The following is a 21746-nucleotide window of genomic DNA, read 5'->3' as shown; positions in this document are numbered from 1 at the left end:
CACGACAAGCTTGTCGGGCGGCGCTTGGTTCTTGGCTCGCATTCAAGCAGGCCATGCCGCGGCCTGCAACTCGGCAAGGGCCTGCGTGCTGTGCTAGGAAGGCAGAACGCCCCACGGGATTTTCATGGCAAGCAACGAGGAAGAAGGCCGATGAACGCGCTCACATCCATCGCCGAACAGGTCGCCGCAAAACTGATCGCGAACAAGCAGACGATCGCGGTCGCGGAATCCTCGACCGGCGGACTGATCTCCGCATCGCTGCTCGCGGTTCCCGGCGCGTCGGCCTATTTCCTCGGCGGCGGCGTGATCTACACCCGCGGCGCGCGGCGCGCGCTGATGGATATTTCCGACGATGCCATGCGCGGGCTCCGTTCGTCGTCGGAACCCTACGCGCAATTGCTGGCGCGGCAGATCCGCGAGCGCCTCGCAACCGACTGGGGATTGTCGGAGACCGGTGCCGCCGGCCCGACCGGCAACCGCTACGGCGATGCCGCCGGCCACAGCTGCATGGCGGTCGCAGGCCCCCGGCAGCAGGTAATCACGCTGGAGACCGCGAGCGGCGACCGGCAGGCGAACATGCAGGCATTTGCCAAGGCGGCGCTGGAGCTGTTGTTGAAGAATCTGGAACAGTAATCGCTCACGCGGACGCACCCGACGATGCCGGATCGGCGCCTAAGAGCTCAATCTCTCCCCGTCATCCTGAGGAGCGCGAAGCGCGTCTCGAAGGATCGACGGCCACCACGGGGCCGTGCATCCTTCGAGACGCCTGCTGCGCAGGCTCCTCAGGATGACGGGTCAACTCCGGATAGCGCGCGGCTCACTTCTCGCGGAACGAGCGCATGAACTGGTCGCTCATCGGCTTCATCAGATAGGACAGCATGGTGCGGTCGCCGGTCTGCACGAAGGCTTCCACCGGCATGCCCGGGATGATCTTCACCTCGCTGCCGAGGCGCGCGACTTCTTCCGGCGGCATCGAGACGCGGATGGTGTAATAGCTCTGCCCGGTGCGCTGGTCGGTGGTGACGTCGGCGGAGACGCGGGTGACGACGCCGTTCAGCTCCGGCGTGGTGCGCTGGTTGAACGCGGAGAGCCGCAGCACGGTCTTCTGTCCGACCTGCAGCTTGTCGATGTCCTGCGGATTTACCTTGGCCTCGACCGACAGATCGTCGGCCTTCGGCACGATCATCATGATGGCGTCGCCCGCCGTGATGACGCCGCCGACGGTGTGCACGGTCGACTGCAGCACCACGCCGTCCTGCGGCGCGCGGATATCGATGCGGCGGAGCTGGTCCTCGGCGGTCACCTTGCGCTCGACGAACTCGCCGATTTTGTCATTGGTCTCGCGCAGGTCCTTCGAGACCTCCGACAGCATGTCCTTGTCGACCTGGATGATCTGCAACTCGGTCTCGGTGATCTTGCCCTTGGCCTGCGCGCGCGAGGCGATGTACTGCGCGCGCTCGCCGGAGAGCCGCGCCGCGTCGCGCTCGAGCGTGGTCAGGCGGGTCAGCTGCACCAGATGCTGCTCATAGAGCTGGCGGACGCCGACCAGCTCCTGCTGCACCAGCGCGATCTCCTTGTCCTTGGCGCTCTCCTGCGCCTGCAGGCCGGAGATCTCCTCGTTGAGCTGGGTGACGCGCTCGCGCAGCTGCGCCTTCTGGCCGGTGCGGCCGTTGACGCGGACCTCGAACAGCTTGGTTTCGCTCGCCATGATGTCGCGAACGTCCGGCTCCTTGGCCTGCTCGAGCAGCTGCGGCGGGAAAGCGATCTTGTCGCGGCCCTGCTGCTCGGCCTCGAGCCGGGCCGCGCGCGCATAAAGACCGTTCAGCGTCTTGACCACGATCGCGAGGCTGGCCTTCACGACGGTCTCGTCGAGGCGCACGACGATGTCGCCCGCCTTGACCACGTCGCCGTCGCGCACCCGCACCTCGCCGACCACGCCGCCGGTCGGATGCTGCACCTTCTTGACGTTGGATTCGACCACCACCGAGCCCGGCGCGATCAGCGCGCCCGAGATCGGCACCGTTGCCGCCCAGCCGCCGACGCCGCCACCGAGAACCAGAACCACGGCGAGGCCGACGATCAGATGCTTGCGGATCGAGCGATGTGCGTTGCGCGGTTGATCGGTCATGACTTGGCGGCTCCCGCATCCGCGACGATCTTGATCGGCGTCGGCACCGGCGGCGCGGCACGCTGCAGCACCTGCGCAAGCACGGCCTCCTTCGGCCCGAAGGTCTGCATGCGTCCGTCCTTCAGTACCAGCAGATGGTCGACGCCCTCGATGCCGATCGGCCGGTGCGCAACCACGATGACGACCGCGCCGCGCTCGCGGGCGCCGCGCACCGCGCGGGTCAGGGCCTCGTCGCCTTCGCTGTCGAGATTGGAGTTCGGCTCATCCAGCACGATCAGGAACGGATTGCCGTACAGCGCACGCGCCAGCGCCACGCGTTGCGCCTGGCCGGCGGAGAGCGCGGTGCCCTGCTCGCCGACCTGGGTGTCGTAGCCCTCGCGCATCTTGATGATCATCTCATGCACGCCGGCCTCCTTGGCCGCCGCGATGATGCCGTCCGACTTGGCCTCGGGATCGAACCGGCAGATGTTCTGCGCGACCGTACCGGCGAACAGTTCGACGTCCTGCGGCAAATAGCCGACATGACGGCCGAGCTGGTCCGACGACCACTGGTCGAGCGCGGCGCCGTCGAGCCGTACCTTGCCCCGCGCCGGCATCCAGACGCCGACCAGCGCCCGGATCAGCGACGACTTGCCGGAGCCGCTCGGGCCGATCACGCCGACGCCGCTGCCGGCCTCGACGGCGAAGGTGATATCCTGCACGATGGCGCGCTGGTCGCCCGGCGCGACCATGGTCACGGCTTCGACCGAAAGCTTCTTCTCCGGTGCCTGCAACAGCGTCTGCTCGGGGCGTGCCGGCATCTGCTGCAGCAGACGGTTGAGCCGCTGCCAGCTCTGCCGCGCGGCGACGAAGCCCTTCCAATGCGCGATCGCGAGATCGACCGGCGCCAGCGCCCGCGCGCTCAGGATCGAGCCGGCGATGATGATGCCGCCGGTGGCCTCCTGATGGATCACGAGATAGGCGCCGACCGCCAGCACGGCGGACTGCAGCATCATGCGCAGCACCTTGGCGACCGCACCGAGCCCGCCGGTGACGTCACTCGCACGCTGGTTGCCGGACAGGTATTCCTCGTTGGCCTCGTTCCAGCGCTTGTTCATGCGGCCGGCCATGCCCATCGCCACCAGCACCTCGGCATTGCGGCGGCTGGAGGCGGCAAGATCGTTGCGCCGCGCCGCGAGCGTCATCGCTTCCTTGGCCGGCGTGCGCGACAAGTATTCGGTGATCAGCGTCAGCGTCACCAGGATGATCGCGCCGACCAGCGCCGTGACGCCAAGCAGCCAATGGAAAGCAAAGCAGATCACCATGTAGAACGGCAGCCAGGGCAGATCGAAGAAGGCGCCGGGACCCATGCTGCCGAGGAAGGAGCGCACATTGTCGAGGTCGCGCAGCGGCTGCAGGCCTTCGCTGCGATTGCCCGCCATCAGCGGCAGCCGCACGACGGTGTCGAACACCCGTGCGTTGAGCGCTTCGTCGAGTGAGGTGCCGACGCGGCCGAGGATTCGTCCACGCAGCAGATCGAGCACGCCCTGGGCGATGTAGAGGACCGCGGCGATGGCCACGAGGCCGACCAGGGTGGGAACGCTGCGGCTCGGCAGCACCCGGTCGTAGACTTGCAGCATGAACATCGAACCTGTCAGGTACAGCAGGTTGATCATGCAACTGATGAGGCCGACGCCGATAAAGGCGCTGCGGCAAGCGCGCAGCGCCTCAGCCAGTTCGGAACGCCGGACAGCGGGCGCGGCTGCCATAAAAACTGATCTCTGCAAAACAAAAGAGTTACGTGATCACCACGTTGTATAGACGTTTGCGACCACCGTCCATTTTAAGTCGCGCGAACCAAAGCATGGTTCGCGGCCCATTTTTGTGATCGCACCGACAGTTGACGGAATAAATTAGGGTTAACCGGCCGCGGAACCCTGGCCGCGCGCGGGCGCGCTTCCCGGAAACGGCACGAGAATGACCGACATCGAGACCCGGCCGATCTCGCCATCGACATCGAGCAAGACCCCGCTGCCGACGCCGAGCCCGGCCTCCGGTCGCCAGCGCGCCTCGGCGCGAACGCCGATCCACGCGCCCCGCGGCGGCCTGAACAGCTGCACCGCGAGGTTCGGATTGGGGTCGGCCACCGCGTTCTGGACCGGGCGCGCGATGCCGTGGGTCCAGTCAGCCGGGCCGAGCACCCGCGCCAATGGGCCGGCGTCCGCAATTACGGCGTGATGCAAGCGAAACCAGGCGACATCGCCCCCGGCACGGGCTTCCATCGCATCCATGAACCAGCTGCGGCCATGGACGGCACGCAGGTTGCGCAACGGAAATGCCGTGGGATCCACCGGATCGGCCGCGCTCCCGCAAAACCCCGGGACCTCGACGGCACGCTCGCGCGACAGCGTCACGCGCACCGTCGCGCAGGGTTGCTCCTCACCGGCCGGCCAGAGCGTGTTGTCGACGACGCTGACCCGGCCGCCCTCGGTCACCACGGTAACCTGCGTGCGCAGTTCCGCCATTGGCGTCGGCCGCAGGAACCAGGCCGCCGCCGAGATCGCGGTGCCCCAGTTGCGCGCGCCGGCCATGGCCTCGACCTCGCCGGTCAGCAGGCTTGCGACCGCCCCGCCCTGGAGGCCCGTGAACGGCCCGGCCGCCAGCGCCGCGGGCTTCCAGTGATGGGGCGTGGCGAGCGGTTCGAAAATGGCCAAGGCGAATGATCCCCTGAGATGAGCAGGATTGAGCGTTCGGCCAATCTGATCCAAGAATAGCGGCCATGACAAAAGGCCATTCATCACTTCAGGTGAGCAGGATTCACCCATTGGATGCCCCCGATCCGCGGGTGATCCCGCCGCTGCCGGCGCTGCTCGCCTTCGAGCGCGCGGCCACGCAACTCAGCTTCCGGCGCGCCGCGCGAGACCTGTCGCTGAGCCCGTCGGCGATCAGCCACCAGATCCGCGGGCTGGAGGAGCAGTTCGGCACCAAGCTGTTCGTCCGCGGCGCGCGCCAGGTGCGGTTGACCGCCGACGGCGAGCGCTACCTTGCAAAAGTGTCGGCCGCGCTGGCGACGCTGCAGGAGGCGAGCCGGGACATGCTGCGGCAACGCGGCGAGGCCAGCGGCGAGCTCTGGATCAGCTCATTGCCGTTCTTCACCAGCGCCGTGCTGCTGCCGGCGCTGCCGGAGTTCAAGCGGCGCCATCCGCAACTGACGCTGCGGATCGAGGCCACCCACCAATATGCCGACTTCAACGGATCGCGCGTCGATGTGGCGATCCGCTACGGGCGGGAACACGCCGCCGGGCTGAAGGTCGAGCCGCTGGTGCAGGTCAAAGGAATGCCGGTCTGTACGCCGGCACTGGTCAAGGCAGGTCTTCGGACCCCTGCGGACCTGTCGCGCGAGGTGCTGATCCATGTCACGACGCAGCCGCGGGCGTGGCCGGCCTGGCTGAAGGAGGCCGGGCTGCCGAATCTCGCTCCGCGCGGACATCTGTGGCTCGACAGCGTGCCGGCGATGCTGGAGGCCGCCGAACACGGGCTCGGCGTCGCGATTGCGATCGCGCCCCTGATCAAGGTACGGCCGGGCTTCGGCAAGCGGCTGGTGGCGCCGTTTGCGTTCGAGGCCGCATACAGCGAGACGATCTACCTGGTCTCCCGCACCGAGCAGGCGCGGGACCGCCGCATCGCCGCGGTGCGGCGCTGGATCACGGACGCGGTCGCCCGCGCGAGCTAAACCGTGGCGGACGCCGGCTCGGCCAGGATGCACCGTGCCAAACGGCCGGGAGCGACCTGCACGACCGGCGGCAAGCGCTCGCTGCAGCGCGGCTCGGCGAACTTGCAGCGCGGTGCAAAGGAGCAACTGGCCGGCGCGTGATCGAGCGAGGGCGGCGTGCCCGGGATCGTCTCCAGCCGCTGGCCGCGCATCGCGCCGTGAATGGTCGAGGCCAGCAAACCCTTTGCATAGGGATGCACCGGCGAGCGCACGATGTCGCGCAGGGCGCCCTGCTCGACGATCTGGCCGGCATACATCACCGCGACGCGATCACAGATCTCGATCGCGACGCCAATGTCGTGGGTGACGAAGATCACCGACATGCCGAACTCGCGCTGCAGCTCGCGCAGCAGCAGCAGGATCTGGATCTGGACGGTGGCATCGAGCGCCGTGGTCGGCTCGTCCGCGAGCAGGATCTTCGGCTTGCAGGCCAGCGCCAGCGCGATCATCGCACGCTGGCGCATGCCGCCCGACATTTCGTGCGGATAGGAGTCCAGCCGCCGTTTCGCGGAGGGGATCCGCACCACCTCGAGCATTTCAAGCGCGCGGGCCGTCGCCTCGCGCTCGCTCTTGCCCTCGTGGCGCATCACCGTCTCCGCGATCTGGCGGCCGATGGTGTAGACCGGATCGAGCGCCAGCGCCGGCTCCTGGAAGATCATCGAGACGGTCTGGCCGCGGAATGCGGACAGCGCCTCGTCGTCCATCGCCAGCACCTGCTGGCCCAGCACCTTGACGCTGCCGGAGATCTGCGTGCGCTTCTTCGGCAGCAGCCGCATCAACGCGCGCAGCGTCACGCTCTTGCCCGAGCCGGACTCGCCCAGCAGCCCCAACACCTCGCCCTCGCCGAGCTGTAGGCTGAGATCGTTCACGGCATGGACCGTGCGATCGCCGGTGAAGCGGATGTTGAGGTTGTCGATCTCGACGAGGTTGGTCATGCGAGCTTGGGCACCCTGGCGTGGAAATCGGTCGCGCGCTGGAACGCGGCGCCGATCCGGAGCAGAACCGCTTCCTCGAAGGAGCGGCCGATCAGCTGCATGCCGACCGGCAGACCCGTCTTGGTGAAGCCGGAGGGAATCGACAGCGACGGCAGGCCGAGATAGTTGACCGGGCGGGTGAACCGCGTCAGGCGCTGCAGCACCGCGTCGGCGCCCGGTCCATTGCCGACATCGCTCTCCGCGATCGTCGGCGCCGGCACCGGCGACGACGGCGCAATGACCGCATCGACCCCGTTGACCGCCGCGTTGTGCGCGGCGAGCGCGGGGCCGCGCCAGCGCATCGCCTCGAGATAGGTGACCGCCGGAATGGTCAGCCCGTTCTGCAGCCGCATCAAGACCTGCGCGCCGTAATCCTGTGGCCGCTCGATCATCCAGCGCTTGTGGAAGGCGGCGGCCTCGACCGCGAGCACCAGTTGCGATGCCGAAGAGAGCTGGCGCTGATCGGGCAGCTCGACCTTGACGATCTCGGCGCCCTCTTTCTTCAAGGTGGCGACGGTCTCGTCGAGGATACGCGCCACCTCAGGATCGAGGTCGTCGACATAGAACGCCGTCGGCACGCCGATCTTCAGGCCCTTCAGCGACTGCTTGGTCGCCGCCAAGTAGTCCGGCACCGGCTGCGTCGACGCTGTCAGGTCCTCAGGGTCCGCGCCGGCCATCAGGCCGAGCAGCAGCGCGCAGTCCTCCGCGGTCTGCGCCAGCGGGCCGACCGTATCGAGCGACTGCGACAGCGGCATCGCGCCGGCGCGGCTGACGCGGCCGACCGTCGTCTTCAGGCCGGTGACGCCGCAGAAATGCGCGGGCATGCGCACCGAGCCGCCGGTGTCGGAGCCGAGCGCCGCGAAGGTCAGCCGCGCGGCAACCGCCGAGCCCGAACCCGACGACGAGCCGCCGGTGATGTGCTCGGTGTTCCAGGGATTGCGCACCGCGCCGTAATGCACGTTGTGGCCGGTCGGCCCATAGGCGAACTCGACCATCTGCAACGAGCCGAGGCGGACCTGTCCGGCATCCTTCAGCCGCTGCAGGGCTGTCGCAGTCGTCTTCGGCACGAAGTCGCGGCGAATCAGCGAGCCGCAGGTCACGACCTTGCCGGCGTCATAATACATGTCCTTGTGCGCCAGCGGCACGCCGTGCAGCGCACCGCGACTATTGCCCTTGGCGAGCGCGGCATCGGCCTCGGTGGCGGCGGCCAGCGCCTGCTCGGATTCAACAGCCATATAGGCGTTGAGGCGCGGCTGCCATTCCGCAATGCGATGCAGCACGGCGCGCGTCACCTCATGCGAGGAAACTTTCTTGTCGGCGATCGCCTTGGCGACCGCGGTCAGCGTCATCAGGGCCGGTTCAGAGCTCATTTCGACACCTTCTCGATCTTCTGCGCGATCTGCGCCAGCAGGAAGCTCGCGGGTTCGAGATCGAAGGGCAGCGTGCCGGAGATCGGTGCGAAGCCGTCGAATGCCGGCCCGATCGAATTGGCGATCCGGGTGGCGACGTCGTCGTCGGCGGGCACGTCGGCGACGTGCGCGATCACCTTGACATCCTTGGCCGTGGGTCTGGTCATGCCGCGTTTTCTCCTTTTGCTTTTGCCGGCGCGCGGCTGTGCCCCGAGCCAGGAATGGCCATGTAGCACGCCGCTTGATGGCCCATTGTATCGAGATCGCTGAGTTTTGGCGTGCCGTTTGCGCAGAGCGGCTCCGCAAACGGACAACGGGTGTGAAACCGGCAGCCCGATGGCGGATCGATCGGATTGGGCGGATCGCCCGAGATCGGCGGCACCTCGGTGCGCTTGTCGGGATCGGATGACGGCATCGCCGCCAGCAGCGCGCGGGTATAGGGATGCGCCGGCGCGTCCCAGACCGCATCGACCGGGCCGAGTTCGACGACCTCGCCGAGATACATCACCAGCACGCGGTCGGAGATGTAGCGAACGACGTTGAGATCGTGGCTGATGAAGAGATAGGTCAGGCCGAATTCGCGTTTGAGGTCGGCGAGCAGATTGAGCACCTGCGCCTCGACCGATTTGTCGAGCGCGGAGACCGCCTCATCGAGGATCACGAGCCGCGGCGACAGCGCGAGCGCGCGCGCGATATTGACGCGCTGGCGCTGGCCGCCGGACACCTCGTGCGGATAGCGGTTGGCAAAAATCTCCGGCCGCAAGCCGACCTTGCCGAGCAGCTCGCGCGCCAGCGTCCGTGCCGTGTCGTCGGCCATGCCGTGGACCTTTGGCCCGAAGGCGATCGATTCCTCGATGGTAAGGCGGGGGTTGAGCGAGGCGTAGCTGTCCTGGAACACCATCTGCACGCCGCGCCGCAAATCGCGCAGCGAGAGCGACGGGCCGACCTGCCTTCCGTCATAGATGATGTCGCCGGCATCGCGTGCCATCAGGTGCATCAACAGCCGCGCGGTGGTCGATTTGCCGCAGCCGGATTCGCCGACGATGCCGACGGTCTCGCCCTTCATGACCGCGAAGGTGACGTCGTCGACGGCGCGCACGGTCTTGCGCGGACTGAACAGCCCGCCGCGCACCGGGAAGTGCTTGGTCAGTCCCTTGACCTGCAGCAGCGGCTGCGCGGCGCCGCCGATGTCGGCGACCGGCTCCAGCATATCGACGGAGAGATTGGCGTCGCTCATGCTTTAATTCCTGATGTCCATGGCGCTGCGCATGCCGTCGCTCAGCAGATTGAAGCAGATCGAGACCGCGAAGATCATCGCGCCCGGCAGCGCCGCGACCCACGGATTGACGTAGATCGCTGTGCGCAGCGTGTTCAGCATCAAGCCCCATTCCGGCTCCGGCGGCTTGGTGCCGAGCCCGAGGAACGACAGACCGGCCGCGAGGATCATCGACACCGAGATCAGGCCGGTGGCGTAGACGAAGATCGGGCCGAGCACGTTGCCGAGCATGTGCACGCGCATGATGGTGAAGGGCCCGGCGCCGGACGCGCGCGCCGCCTCGACGAAATCCATGTTGCGGACGCCGGTGGTGACGCTTTCGGCGACGCGGGTGATCTGCGGCACGAACACGATGGTCAGCGACACGATCGAATTGGTGATGCCGGCGCCGAGCGCACCCGAGATCGCGATCGCCAGCAGCACCGACGGGAAGGCGTAGAACACGTCGACGGTGCGCATGATCGCGGTATTGAGCTTGCCGCCGACATAGCCGGCGACGAGGCCGAGCGACGTGCCGATCACGAAGGCGAAGATCACCGGCAGGATGCCGATGACCAGCGACAGCCGTCCGCCATAGATCAACCGCGCCAGCATGTCGCGGCCGAGTTCGTCGGTGCCGAGAAGATAGCCCGGCGTGCCGATATGGCGGAGACGGCGGATCATCGAGCCCTGATAGGGATCGGCGAGATGCAGCCATGGCGCCAGCAGCGCCGACGCAAAGATCAGCACCAGGATGATGGCACAGGCCATGCTGACCTTGTCGCGCCTGATGCGGCGGGCAACCGTCGCCCAATAGCCGCGCGCCTTGGTGGTCGGGGCAGCCTGCAACGCAGTATCGCTCATTGCGCTCATGCTCTAGCTCCGCTTGATGCGCGGATCGATCGCGGCCTGCGCGATGTCGACCAGGAGGTTGAGCAGCACGAAGAACAGCGCCAGCACCAGGATGGTGCCCTGCAGCAGCGGCAGATCGCGCTGGAAGATCGCCGAGTTCAACAGCAGGCCCGATCCCGGCCAGGAGAACACGGTCTCGATCAGGATCGAGCCGCCCAGCATATAGCCGAGCTGCAGGCCCATGACCGCGAGCGCGGTCGGCGCCGCATTCTTGACGACGTGGCGGAACACCTCGGTCTCGCGCAGGCCCTTGGCGCGCAGCGCCTCGACAAAGTCCTGGCTCAGGATGTCGCCGGTCAACGCGCGCACCGTACGGGTGATGATGCCCATCGGGATCACCGAGGTGGTGATCGCCGGCAGCACCAGATAGCGCAGATGCTCCCAGTCCCACGCCCAGGCGCCGGAGCCGCCGGGACCTGCGCCGACCGCGGGTAGCCAGTTGAGCTGCACCGAGAAGATGATGACCAGCACCATGCCGAGCCAATAATGCGGCAGCGACACGCCGGCTATCGCAACCGAGGTCGCGACCTTGTCGACCCAGGTGTCGCGGAAATAGCCGGCGATCAGCCCGAACAGCAGGCCGAGCGTAAAGCCGATCATCGCCGCCGCGATCGCCAGCATCACGGTGTTGCCGACGGCGCGCATCACCTCGGTCAGGACGGGCCGCCCGGTCGCGATCGAATTGCCGAGATCGCCATGGATCGCGCGCCACAGCCACAGGCCGAATTGCACCGGCAACGGACGATCGAAGCCGTAGGCCGTGCGCAATTGCGCGGCGAGTTCCTGCGAGGCATCAGCCGGCAGCACCGCGACCAGGGGGTCGCCGGGCGTAATGTGCACCAGGAGGAAGCACACCAGCGCCACGCTGAGCACGATCGGAATGACGTAGACGATCCGTCTGGACGTATAGGCGAACACGTTGCGTTCTTTCTTCCTGCTCCCTTGCGGGAGAAGGTGGCGCGCGGAGCGCGCCGGATGAGGGTTTCCATCCGCGGATGCAATCAGTTCATCTCGGGGAGGAGTGTCCGCGGCGACAACCCCTCACCCGGCTTCGCTCTCGCGAAGCCACCCTCTCCCACAAGGGGAGAGGGTGCACCTGTTGCGCGACTAGCGCCTCACGGCGCGACCGTGACCGGCGAGAAGTCGACGAACCAGCTCTTCGGCTGCACAAAGCCCTTGACCTTCGGGCTCATCGCGCGCGGTGCGACGTCGTGGGCGACATAGAGGAAGGCCGCGTCGTCGACCGAGGCCGCATGCAGCTCGGCGAGCGCGGCGTCGCGCGCGGCCGGCTCGAAGGTCTGGCGGGCCTTCTTCACCAGCTCGTCGAACTTCGGATTGTTGTTGAAACCCCAATTGTTCGACACCGGCGGCGCCATGCCGGACTGCAGGAAGCGCACCAGTGCGAAGAACGGATCCATCGCCGCATAGGTGACGTTGATGGCGTTCGAGCCGTTGGCGGTCGGATCCTTGGTGCCGCGCCGCCAATTGGTGAACAGCGTGTTCCACTCGATGACGTCGAGCTGCACATCGAAGTAGCACTCGGCCAACGCCTGTTGCAGATACTCGTTCATCGGCAGCGGCAGCATCTGGCCCGACCCCGATGCCGAGGTCTGGATCTTGACCGTCAGCTTCTTGTTCGGACCGAAGCCCGCCTCCTGCATCAGCTTCTGCGCGGCCGGCTTGTCGTACTTGATCTGGAAGGTCGGGTTGCCGCGCCAGGGATGGCCCGGCTCGAACGTGCCGGTCGCCGGCACCATCAGGCCGGCAAGCAGGCCGTCACGCAGCCCTTCGCGATCGACGCAGAGATTGGCAGCCTTGCGGACGCGGATGTCGTTCCACGGCGAACCCTCGACGCGCGAAAACTGCCACGGCCAGACATGCGGCTCCTCGTTGGAATAGAGGTTGAAACCTCGCTGCTTGATCTCGGGCAGCGCGTCCGGCGCCGGCGCCTCGATCCAGTTGACCTGCCCCGACAGCAGCGCCGCGGTGCGGGCATTGGCCTCCGGCATCGGCAACAGCACCATCTTGTCGACCTTCGGCACCCGCGCCTTGTCCCAGTAATTTTCGTTCTTCACCAGCTCGAGCCGCTCGCGCGGGGTGAAGCTCGACATCTTCCAGGGCCCGGTGCCCGACGCGTCCTTGGCGAACGCGGCCCACGCGGCCTGCGACTTCGCCTTGGCGTCGGCGCCTTCGGCCTTGTCGTAGAATTGCTGCCACTTGGCCGGACTCGCCATGAACAGATTGGTGAGGTTGATCGGCAGGAAGCTGTCCGGCTCCTTGGTGGTCAGCCCCACCGTCATGTCGTCGATCTTGCGCGCCGAGACCAGCGTCGGCATGCGTGAGGCGGTGACGCCGACCTGGCTCGCATCGTATTGCGGCGCGTCCTGCTTCAAGACCTTGTCGACATTCCAGACCACGGCGTCGGCATTGAACGGCGAGCCGTCATGAAAGGTGACGTCGGGGCGCAGCTTGAAAATCCATTTGGTCTTGTCGGCATCGTCGACCTTCCACTCGGTGGCAAGGCCTGGAATCATCGCGCTCGCCTTGTCCGACGAGGACAGGTCCCACATCGTCAGCGCGTCATACATCGTCAGCCCGGTGAAGCGATTGCCCTCAAACCCTTGGTCGGGCTGACCGAGCGTGCGCGGAATATCGGCAGCGGTCATGCCAATGCGCAGCACGGTCTCGGCGCCGGCGATCGCCGGGACGCCAGTGGCTATCGCAAGCGCCAGCATGATCGCCGTCGCATTGGTTTTCCTGTTACGCATCTGAGCAGCCCCTTCGAGTCTGGTGACGTTTTGGTGATTATTTCTTGGGCAAGCGTATGCAATGCCTGTGCCAAGGGGAATAGTTCATCAGCAAATAACCGCCGGGCGCGTCATTTCTTCCCACCTCGCGCCCGAACGGAGCGAAGATGCCTATTCTGGCATCATGCTTGCAGGATTTGGCTCCGACGTCTTTCCAACGGAGCCTTCATATGCGTGCGCGCAATTCGATCCTGATGGCGGCAATGGCGCTTGCCTTGACCGCGGGCTGGCCGGCCATGTCGGCACAAGCAGAGTCCATTGTGCGCTACGGCATTTCGATGGCCGACATTCCGCTGACCACCGGCCAGCCCGATCGCGGCGCGGGCGCCTATCAGTTCACCGCCTACACGATCTACGATCCGCTGGTTGCCTGGGAGATGGATGTTGCCGACCGGCCGGGCAAACTGGTGCCGGGGCTTGCGACCGAATGGAAGGTCGACGACAACGACAAGACCAAATGGCGCTTCACGCTGCGTAAGGGCGTGAAATTCCATGACGGCAGCGACTTCAATGCCGACGCGGTGATCTGGAATCTCGACAAGGTGCTGAACGACAAGGCACCGCAATTCGACAAGCGGCAGAGCGCGCAGGTCAAGACCCGCCTGCCCTCGGTCGCGAGCTACGCCAAGATCGACGATTTCACCATCGAGATCACCACCAAGACCGTCGACTCCTTCTTCCCCTACCAGATGCTCTGGTTCCTGGTCTCGAGCCCCGCGCAATATGAAAAGCTCGGCAAGGACTGGGACAAATTCGCCAGTCAGCCCTCCGGCACCGGTCCGTTCAAGCTGACCAAGCTGGTGCCGCGCGAGCTCGCCGAGCTGACGAAGAACCCGGACTATTGGGACAAGAAGCGGCTTGCGAAGGTCGACAAGATGATCCTGATTCCGATGCCGGAAGCGCTGACCCGCACCAACGCGCTGCTGGCCGGCCAGGTCGACCTGATCGAAACGCCGGCGCCCGACGCGGTGCCGCAGCTCAAGGCCGCCGGCATGAGGATCGTCGACAACGTGACACCGCATGTCTGGAACTATCACTTGAGCGTGCTGCCGGGCTCGCCATGGACCGACATCCGCCTGCGCAAGGCGCTCAACCTCGCGATCGACCGCGAGGCGGTGGTTGGCCTGATGAACGGCCTCGCCAAGCCCGCCAAGGGCCAGGTCGATCCGTCGAGCCCATGGTTCGGCAAGCCGACCTTTGAACTGAAATACGACCTCGCAGCCGCCAGGAAGCTGGTGGAGGAAGCCGGCTATTCGAAGGACAAGCCACTGAAGGCGACCTTCATCATCGCCCAGGGCGGTACCGGGCAGATGCTGTCGCTGCCGATGAACGAATTCCTGCAGCAGAGCTTCAAGGAGATCGGCATCGACATCGACTTCAAGGTGGTCGAGCTCGAGACATTATATACGCACTGGCGCAAGGGCGCGGCGGACGAGATGAACGCCGGCATCACCGCCAACAACATCGCCTATGTCACGTCGGATCCGCTCTACGCCATCGTGCGGTTCTTCCATTCCGGCCAAATCGCGCCGGTCGGCGTCAACTGGGGCGGCTACAAGAACCCGAAGGTCGATGCGCTGATCGACGAGGCCAAGCAGACCTTCGATAGCGCGAAGCAGGATGCGCTGCTGGCGCAGGCGCACGCGCTGATCGTCGACGATGCCGCGCTGGTGTGGGTAGTGCACGACACCAATCCGCACGCGCTGTCGCCGAAGGTGAAAACCTTCGTGCAGGCGCAGCACTGGTTCCAGGATCTGACCCAGATCGGGCTGGAGTGAATCTCTGGACCGTCGTCCCGGCCTAGTGCGCAATTGCGCACGGGGGCCGGGACCCATACGCCGCGGCCGGCGCAATAGGCAAGCGGCCAGACGGCTTTCTAACAACACCCATCTGTGGTTATGGGTCCGGCTTTCGCCGGGACGACATCGAGTTTGCGTCGCCTATTTCGTCGTCAACGCGAATGCGCCGTTCCAGTCGTCGGGCGGCGGCTCCTTCTGGAAGGCGTGGATGCGCGCCTCGTAGAGGCGGTAGAGATATTGCAGCGTCTGCGCCTCGTCGGTCTTGCGGCCGCGTTCGATCGCGGCGAGCGCGCCGTCCCAATCGCGGCCGCGGTAGCAGGCGAGCATCTCGATGGTCAGGTTGCGCAGCCGCTGGAAGCGGCCGGAGTTCGCGACATCCTCGCGGCCGGCAATCGCGTAGATCACCTCGGGCTCCTTCTTGCCCTTGACCATGATGAAGTCGAGCTCGAGGATCGCAAACTTCTCCTTCACCGCGAGCGCGGTCTTCGATCCCACGATGATCGGGAAGCCGTACTCCTTGGACTGCCCCTCGAGCCGCGAGGCCAGATTGACGCTGTCGCCGAACACCGAATAGTCGAAGCGCACATCGGAGCCCATATTGCCGACCACGCAGGAGCCGGTGTTGAGACCGACACCGATGTTGAGCGGCACATAGACGTGGCCACCGTCCTTCGCCTCCTGCTCGCGCTCACGGTTGAGGTCGTCGACGCGCTCCAGCATGTCGAGCGCCGCATCGCAGGCGTTGAGCTGGTGCTGCTTGTCGTCGAGCGGCGCGTTCCAGAACGCCATGATGGCGTCGCCCATATATTTGTCGATGGTGCCCTTGCGGGCGAGGATCGCGTTGGAAAGCGGAGTAAGGAAGCGGTTCATCAGCGCCGTGAGGCCCTGCGGATTGCTCTTGTAGGTTTCCGAGATCGAGGTGAAACCGCGCATGTCCGAGAACATGATGGTCATCTCGCGTTCCTCGCCGCCGAGCACCAGCCGCTCCGGCGACTGCGCCAGCTGCTCGACCAGCGCGGGCGACATGTACTGCACGAATTGCGACCTGATCTGCCGGCGCTGCTGCTGCTCGCGCACGAAGGCGGAGAAGATCAGCGTGAGATAGATCGCCGTGGTCGACATCAGCGGATAGGTGAAGTCGATCAGCAGCCGGTGCTGGGAATAGAAATACCAGGACGTGCCGATCAGCACGGAGGCGAACATTCCACCGACGGCGACCAGCGTGATCGGACCGAACTTCGGCGCGAAGGCGATGACAAGGAGCCCCATGATCAACGCGGCGAAGAACTCGATGCCGATGCCGTAATTCGGCTGCGAAACGACGTCGCCGGTCAGCGCGCTCTCCAGCACCTGGGCATGAACCTCGACACCGGGCATCGCCGGCGTCACCGGCGTCGTCTTGATGTCGTTCAGCCCGATCGCCGAGGTGCCGATCACGATCAGCTTGCCGGCAATTCGGTCCGCTGGGACGCGCCCGTCCAGCACATCGACGGCCGAGACATAGATCGAGGGATCGCGGCGGGCGTAGTGGATCCAGAGTTGGCCGTGGAGATCGGTCGGGATCGCAAAGCCCTTGAGACCCAGGCTCTTGATCCCGGCCTTGTCGGCCTTGATCAGGATCGTGCCCGAGCCGCTCGCCACCCGCAGCATCTCGAAGCTCAGCGACGGCATGGTGATGCCCTGCGCCACCATGATCATCGGCACGCGCCTGACGATGCCGTCGCGCTCCGGCCTGATCGTGAACAGGCCGCGCCCGGCAGCCGCCTCCTCAAGCACCGGCACGTTGCGCAGCAGCCCCGGGAACATGAACATGAAAGGTTGCGGCTCCTCGCCGAGCATCGCAAGTCCGGTGACCGGAAGCTTTTCGTTGAGGTCGGCGCGCACGTTGGGCCCGCCGGACTCGCCGAGCACCACGCGCGAGTTCTTGATGGCTTCGGCCATGATGCTGTCGTTGCTCGGCAGCTGCCGCAGCCTGGCGCGCATCTCCTCATCGAGGCTGCTGAAGGTATCGGCGGCGATATCGGGGTTGAGACGGTCCGGCTCGGAGAACACCGCGTCGAACGCGATCACCACGGCGCCGAGCCGGGTGAGGTTGGTGACGATGTCGGCGAGCCGCGTCCGTGGCCACGGCCACTGTCCGAGCCGGGGATCGGCGAGGCTCTTCTCGTCGATGTCGACGATGGTGACGGGCCGCGCGGTCTTCTGGCGCGGCTGCAGCGCCTGGAATGTGTCAAACGTCCTGACGCGAAGCTCCTGGACCGGAGCCGGATCCACGATCCGCAGCGCGGCAATGCCGATCAACAGCGCCACGCAGACCAGCCGCGCATAGCCGAAGCGCCGTGCGAACCACCTGCGTATCGCCTTCAGCCGTTTCATGCCATCTGGATATCACGCGCGCAGAATTGTTCCAATCGAACAAGCATGCGCAGTGCACAATCGGCCGGACCAGACCCGCGGCGGCACGGCCGCGCGTCCGTCAGGTAAAATGAATAATGAAGTCGTTCTGAGACAGGCTCGCCTTCGCGACATTGTGCAATGTGATCGTGTCTGCGCCGTCGACCGTGATCAGCGTATCCGCCGAGTTCGTCGGCGATGTCGCAACATGCTGATCGAACCAGGTGCTGAAGGTGCTTGCCGAGACGACCGTGGACAGGTCGATCTGGTCCTGGCCTGGCGTGAAGTTCAGGATCGTGTCGTGGTTGAAGCTCGGCGCAAACACGAACTTGTCCTGGTACCCCGAACCGAAGAACACGTCCTTGTCGCTGGTCCCCGTCAGTGTCACCGGCTGCGGCGGATCCTGCTGGACGTTGAAGATCAGGTTGACCGTATCGGTTGCGCCATGGCCATCGGTCACGGAGAGCGCGATCTTGTCGGTCGCCGGAGGCGTCTGGCCGGGATTGTAAACGAGGCCTGACGATCCAAGCGCGGTGTTGATGCTGGAGAGAAGCCCCTCCTGCGACGAAGGCGCAACGCTGCTGCCCGCACCGGGCGTCGTCGCCGCGGCCATGGTGAAGGTCTCGTCGGCCGTCGCATCGGCGTCCGTCACGGTCAGGCCGGAGATCGTCTCGGTCCCGTTGGGATGTTCGGTGATACTGACGTTGTCGGTATGGATCACGGGCGTGTCGTTGGCGCCGATCACGTCGATCGTCAGCGTCGCAGTCCCGACGGCGCCATGCGCGTCGATCGTCTCCACATCGAAGGTGTCGACATAGGTGCCTTTGCCCAACGCGTTGATCGCGGCGGCATCGGGAACATAGCTGTAGGTGCCGTCCGGGTTGATGGTCAGCGAGCCGTAGAGGCCTGCGATCTGCGTGACCGCGGCGTGGTCCGAATTGAGCGCGGCATAAGTCAGCGTCGCGGTTTCGCCATGGTCGACGTCGTTGCCATGCAGCGTGCCGGTCAGCGTGCCGAACGTGTCGTTATCGGCGGTATCGGTGAGAGTGCCGGCATTGACGTCGGCGAGTGTCGGCGCGTCGTTGGCGCCGTTGATCGTGATCGTTACGGGCTCGTTGACGACGCCGCCATGTTGGTCGTCGATCTGAATCGTGTAGGTCAGCGTCAGCGTCTCGCCGAGGGCGAGATAGTCGAAATTCTGGTCCGCAGCCGAAAAGGTCCAGGTCGACGATCCGGTTGAACCGCCGGTCGCGTCCGTCAACGTCCCCAGCGACAGCCAGTTCAGGATCGTGGACTCGTCGGGCAGGCCCGTGGTCGCCCCGGATTCGGCGACGCCGGTGATGGTCATGGTGTGGGTGTCGCTGAGATCCACATCGGTGAACGTCACGGTGCCCGATGCGCTGTCCGGCGTCGATGAACCGGTCGTATCGGGTTGTTCGGGGATGATGGCCGCCTGAGGCGCCGACGTGACGATCGGCGCGTCATTGCTGCCGGTAATCGTGATCGTCACCGGTTGGCTGATCACGCCGCCATGATGGTCATTGACCTCGACCGTATAGGTCAGCGTCAGCGTTTCACCGTCGGCAAGATAATCGAAATTGCGGTCGGCGGCCGAGAAGGTCCAGGCCTGGGATCCGGCGACCCCGCCGGTCGAATCGGTCAGCGTCCCCAGCGAGAGCCAGTTCAGGATGGTGGACTCGTCCTCGGGCAGGCCTGTGGTCGTTCCGGATTCCGCGACAGCGGTGATGGACACGATGTGGGTGTCACTGAGATCGACGTCGGCAAATGTCACCGCGCCCTGGGCCACGTCGAGCTTGATCGATCCGGTCTCGCCGATCATCTCGGGGACCGTGGCGGTCGGCGGCTCCGACGTGAACGACGGCGCGTCGTTGGTGCCCGTGATGGTGATGGTGACGGGCTGGGTCACGACGCCGCCGTGGTGGTCGTCGACCTGGATCAGGTATGTCAGCGTCAACGTCTCGCCGACGGCGAGATAGTCGAAATTCCCGTCGGCGGCCGAGAATGTCCAGGCGCGCGATCCGGTTACGCCGCCGGTCGAATCCGTCAGCGTGCCGAGCGACATCCAGCCCAGTATCGTCGCCTGATCGGGAAGCCCTGTGGTCACGCCCGTTTCGGTGACGCCGGCCACGGTGACCCTATGGGTGTCGCTGAGATCGACATCGACGAAGGTCACAGTACCGGATGCGGTATCCGGCACGACCGAACCGGTCGTCTCCTCGGCTTCAGTGATGGCCGCCGCCTGGGTCGGCGAGGTGATCACCGGCCTGTCGTCGGTGCCGACGATCGTGATGGTGACCGGCAGCGTGACGACGCCACCCTGATGATCGTCGATCTCGATCGTGTAGGTCAGCGTCAGCGTCTCGCCGGTGGCGAGATAGTCGAAGCTCCTGTCGGCAGCCGAGAACGTCCAGGAGCGCGATCCCGTCACGCCATCGGTCGAATCAGTCAGGGCACCCAGCGACAGCCAGCTCAGCACGGTGGCATGGCCGGCAAGTCCGGTGGTGACGCCGGCCTCGGTGACGCCGGTGATGGTGACCGTATGCGTGTCGGTCAGATCCGCATCGGTAAACGTCAGCGTGCCGTGCGCCGTATCGGGCTGGGCGGAATTCGTCGTTGCGGCGAGTTCGGTGATCGAACCGGCCTGCGTCGAGGACGTTACCGCCGGCGTGTCGTTGGTGCCGGTGATCGTGATCGTGAAGGTCTTGAACGTGGTCTCGTTGTTCGGCGCGAAATTATTGTCGACGCGCGCGACATAGGTCAGCGTCAGCGTTTCCCCGGCAGCCAGGAAGTCGAACGCGCTGTCGGCAAGGTTGTAGGTCCAGGTTGCCGAACCGGCATTCTTGTTGTTCGGATTGGGCTCGAGCAGCAACGGGATCTCGACGGTCTTGATGGCCGCAAGCTGCGCAGCCGTCAGCGATGAGGTGACGTCGCTGCCGTTGGCGTCCCGATAGCTGAACGCGGAATAGTCGACCTTCGCGCTCGGTATGTCACCGACATTGAGGTCCAGCCATTTGATCTGGCCCGTCGCAGTGTCGAACAGCCCGCTTTGGGTCAGCCCCGGCCGCTCGGTAAACACCGCGTCCTGGGTCACGACTTGCGGCGGCCCCGGGATGTGATCGAGCCTGCTGTTGGGAGCGCCGCCGGCCTGAGGTCCGGTCGTGTTGACGAAGGTCAGCAGAATGACGATCGGCGCGCCACTGTCGCTGCTGGTGAGCTTGAAGCTGGTCGACACCGGCACGACGCTGTCCGTGAAGTTCGTCGTGAGCTTGGTGTTGGGATTGTTGTTGTCGGTGAACTTCAGCGCGAAGACGTCGGAGATGAGCTTCTGCGCATCGGTCGACAGTTGCGCCGACGAAACGAAGCTGACGCTGCCCTGGCCGTTGACGATGGTCTGGGTGCCGGCCTGATCGATGGTCGCGATCGGATTGAGCGTCGTCTTGTCGAACAGGATGTAGGAGCCGGTGCTGCCATCGGGCTCGACCAGCACCTGGAATTTGGCCGGCGGCACGCCGCCGGTGCCCTGCACGTCGAAATCGATCTCGACCAGCACCGCGGTGCCGCGGATGCCCATGGTCGCAACCGGCGTATCGACCTTCATATCGCCGTGCTTGGCGGTCGCGCCGGCCACGAAGGAGATCGTGCCCGAGACCAGACTCATCAGCGACGAATTGCTCGACCCGTTCGGGTCGTAGATCATTTCGTTCAACACCATCTTGGCGTTCGGTCCGAGACCGAACACGGTGCCGTCGATGAAGGTGATGCCGAGCGTCGAGTCCCCGCCGGATTGCACAACGTCACCCTTGTTGACGTTGTCGCCCTGGTTCAGGACGATGGCGACGCCATTGCGGATGGCCGTGGCGTTCCCGGTCAGCTTGGTGACATGGCCGATGACCTTGGCCGGCTCCGCCGCGCCGCCGGCCTGGGCATATTGGGTATAGCCGGTGAGTGCGCTGACGAGATCGCCGGTGAGATGCGCGCCGTCAGGCGACGCCAGCGGCGCGCGCTTTTCGCCCTTGAAGTAGTCGTGCAGGACGAGTTCCCGATCGTCCTTCGCGATGACGAGATCGAGCCCCGTCCGCTTGAAGTCGCCGGTGAACAGCAATTGCCCGTCGTCGACGATGATCGCGCCGGGCGGAGCATGCGTGGAAACGCTGTCGACGTGCACGTATCCACGGGCATAAGCGTCCGTGTTCGGCAACAGGCCGTCGAATTTCTCGACAAAGTTCACTGCGGATCACCGCACGAGAGTTAGTATTGTTAAAATATCCGAATGATTATGCCTGCATATCATCGGAT

At 65.5% G+C, this 21746-nt stretch carries 15 protein-coding genes; 3 read left to right on the top strand and 12 right to left on the bottom strand.

The features are described from left to right. Nucleotides 1–150 precede the first annotated feature (150 nt). On the top strand, nucleotides 151–633 hold the full coding sequence (locus tag JEY66_RS02910) for a CinA family protein (RefSeq protein WP_016846811.1): 483 nt from the start codon (nucleotides 151–153) through the stop codon (nucleotides 631–633). Nucleotides 634–817: 184 nt separating this feature from the next. Here the strand turns inward: JEY66_RS02910 and JEY66_RS02905 are convergent, their stop codons facing one another. The 3 genes from JEY66_RS02905 to JEY66_RS02895 all read right to left on the bottom strand — a co-directional run bounded on the left by JEY66_RS02905 (nucleotide 818) and on the right by JEY66_RS02895 (nucleotide 4821). After that, the gene (locus JEY66_RS02905; RefSeq protein ID WP_018269119.1) at nucleotides 818–2128 is read right to left on the bottom strand and encodes an HlyD family type I secretion periplasmic adaptor subunit; all 1311 of its coding nucleotides are present in this window, start codon (nucleotides 2126–2128) and stop codon (nucleotides 818–820) included. Next, nucleotides 2125–3876, bottom strand: a complete 1752-nt coding sequence (locus JEY66_RS02900; RefSeq protein ID WP_016846813.1) for a type I secretion system permease/ATPase — start codon at nucleotides 3874–3876, stop codon at nucleotides 2125–2127. Before JEY66_RS02900 ends, JEY66_RS02905 begins: the two co-directional genes overlap by 4 nt. 150 nt (nucleotides 3877–4026) lie before the next feature. Then, nucleotides 4027–4821 (bottom strand): acyl-CoA thioesterase domain-containing protein, encoded by a 795-nt coding sequence (locus JEY66_RS02895; RefSeq protein ID WP_016846814.1) that lies wholly within the window; start codon nucleotides 4819–4821, stop codon nucleotides 4027–4029. Nucleotides 4822–4931: 110 nt separating this feature from the next. Here JEY66_RS02895 and JEY66_RS02890 point away from each other — a divergent pair, with 110 nt between their 5' ends. Next, nucleotides 4932–5840: a LysR substrate-binding domain-containing protein gene (locus tag JEY66_RS02890; protein ID WP_016846815.1), complete on the top strand. Its 909-nt coding sequence runs from the start codon at nucleotides 4932–4934 to the stop codon at nucleotides 5838–5840. Here the strand turns inward: JEY66_RS02890 and JEY66_RS02885 are convergent. From JEY66_RS02885 to JEY66_RS02855, 7 genes are all read right to left on the bottom strand, one after another. Next, nucleotides 5837–6814, bottom strand: coding sequence for an ABC transporter ATP-binding protein (locus JEY66_RS02885; protein WP_018269120.1), 978 nt, complete (start codon nucleotides 6812–6814; stop codon nucleotides 5837–5839). The two genes, JEY66_RS02890 and JEY66_RS02885, sit on opposite strands and share 4 nt — an antisense overlap. Then, complete coding sequence (locus tag JEY66_RS02880; protein WP_016846816.1) at nucleotides 6811–8223, bottom strand: Asp-tRNA(Asn)/Glu-tRNA(Gln) amidotransferase GatCAB subunit A; 1413 nt, start codon at nucleotides 8221–8223, stop codon at nucleotides 6811–6813. Before JEY66_RS02880 ends, JEY66_RS02885 begins: the two co-directional genes overlap by 4 nt. Further along, nucleotides 8220–8429, bottom strand: a complete 210-nt coding sequence (locus JEY66_RS02875) for a hypothetical protein (protein WP_016846817.1) — start codon at nucleotides 8427–8429, stop codon at nucleotides 8220–8222. The genes JEY66_RS02880 and JEY66_RS02875 overlap by 4 nt, the downstream gene beginning before the upstream one ends. Next, a complete protein-coding gene (locus JEY66_RS02870) occupies nucleotides 8426–9499 on the bottom strand; it encodes an ABC transporter ATP-binding protein (RefSeq protein ID WP_018269121.1) in 1074 nt (357 codons plus the stop codon). The genes JEY66_RS02875 and JEY66_RS02870 overlap by 4 nt, the downstream gene beginning before the upstream one ends. Before the next feature lie 3 nt (nucleotides 9500–9502). Beyond that, nucleotides 9503–10390, bottom strand: coding sequence for an ABC transporter permease (locus JEY66_RS02865; protein WP_026191964.1), 888 nt, complete (start codon nucleotides 10388–10390; stop codon nucleotides 9503–9505). Between the two features lie 3 nt (nucleotides 10391–10393). Further along, a complete protein-coding gene (locus tag JEY66_RS02860) occupies nucleotides 10394–11347 on the bottom strand; it encodes an ABC transporter permease (protein WP_016846820.1) in 954 nt (317 codons plus the stop codon). 197 nt (nucleotides 11348–11544) lie between these two features. Then, nucleotides 11545–13197, bottom strand: a complete 1653-nt coding sequence (locus JEY66_RS02855; protein WP_016846821.1) for an ABC transporter substrate-binding protein — start codon at nucleotides 13195–13197, stop codon at nucleotides 11545–11547. A 209-nt stretch (nucleotides 13198–13406) separates the two neighbouring features. Between JEY66_RS02855 and JEY66_RS02850 the strand changes: the two genes are divergently transcribed. Continuing rightward, nucleotides 13407–15014, top strand: a complete 1608-nt coding sequence (locus JEY66_RS02850) for an ABC transporter substrate-binding protein (protein ID WP_016846822.1) — start codon at nucleotides 13407–13409, stop codon at nucleotides 15012–15014. Between the two features lie 162 nt (nucleotides 15015–15176). On the opposite strand, the gene JEY66_RS02845 is transcribed toward JEY66_RS02850, so the two are convergent. Both JEY66_RS02845 and JEY66_RS02840 read right to left on the bottom strand, forming a co-directional pair. Next, nucleotides 15177–17411 carry a CHASE2 domain-containing protein gene (locus tag JEY66_RS02845; protein WP_018269122.1) on the bottom strand — a complete coding sequence of 745 codons (2235 nt, stop codon included), beginning with the start codon at nucleotides 17409–17411 and terminating at the stop codon, nucleotides 15177–15179. A 100-nt stretch (nucleotides 17412–17511) separates the two neighbouring features. After that, on the bottom strand, nucleotides 17512–21678 hold the full coding sequence (locus tag JEY66_RS02840; RefSeq protein WP_016846824.1) for a VCBS domain-containing protein: 4167 nt from the start codon (nucleotides 21676–21678) through the stop codon (nucleotides 17512–17514). Nucleotides 21679–21746 lie beyond the last annotated feature (68 nt).

The organism is Bradyrhizobium elkanii USDA 76 (genome assembly GCF_023278185.1).
GTDB lineage: Bacteria > Pseudomonadota > Alphaproteobacteria > Rhizobiales > Xanthobacteraceae > Bradyrhizobium > Bradyrhizobium elkanii.
The sequence above is the reverse complement of the archived record's forward strand: the minus strand, read 5'-3'. Positions and strand labels throughout refer to the sequence as shown.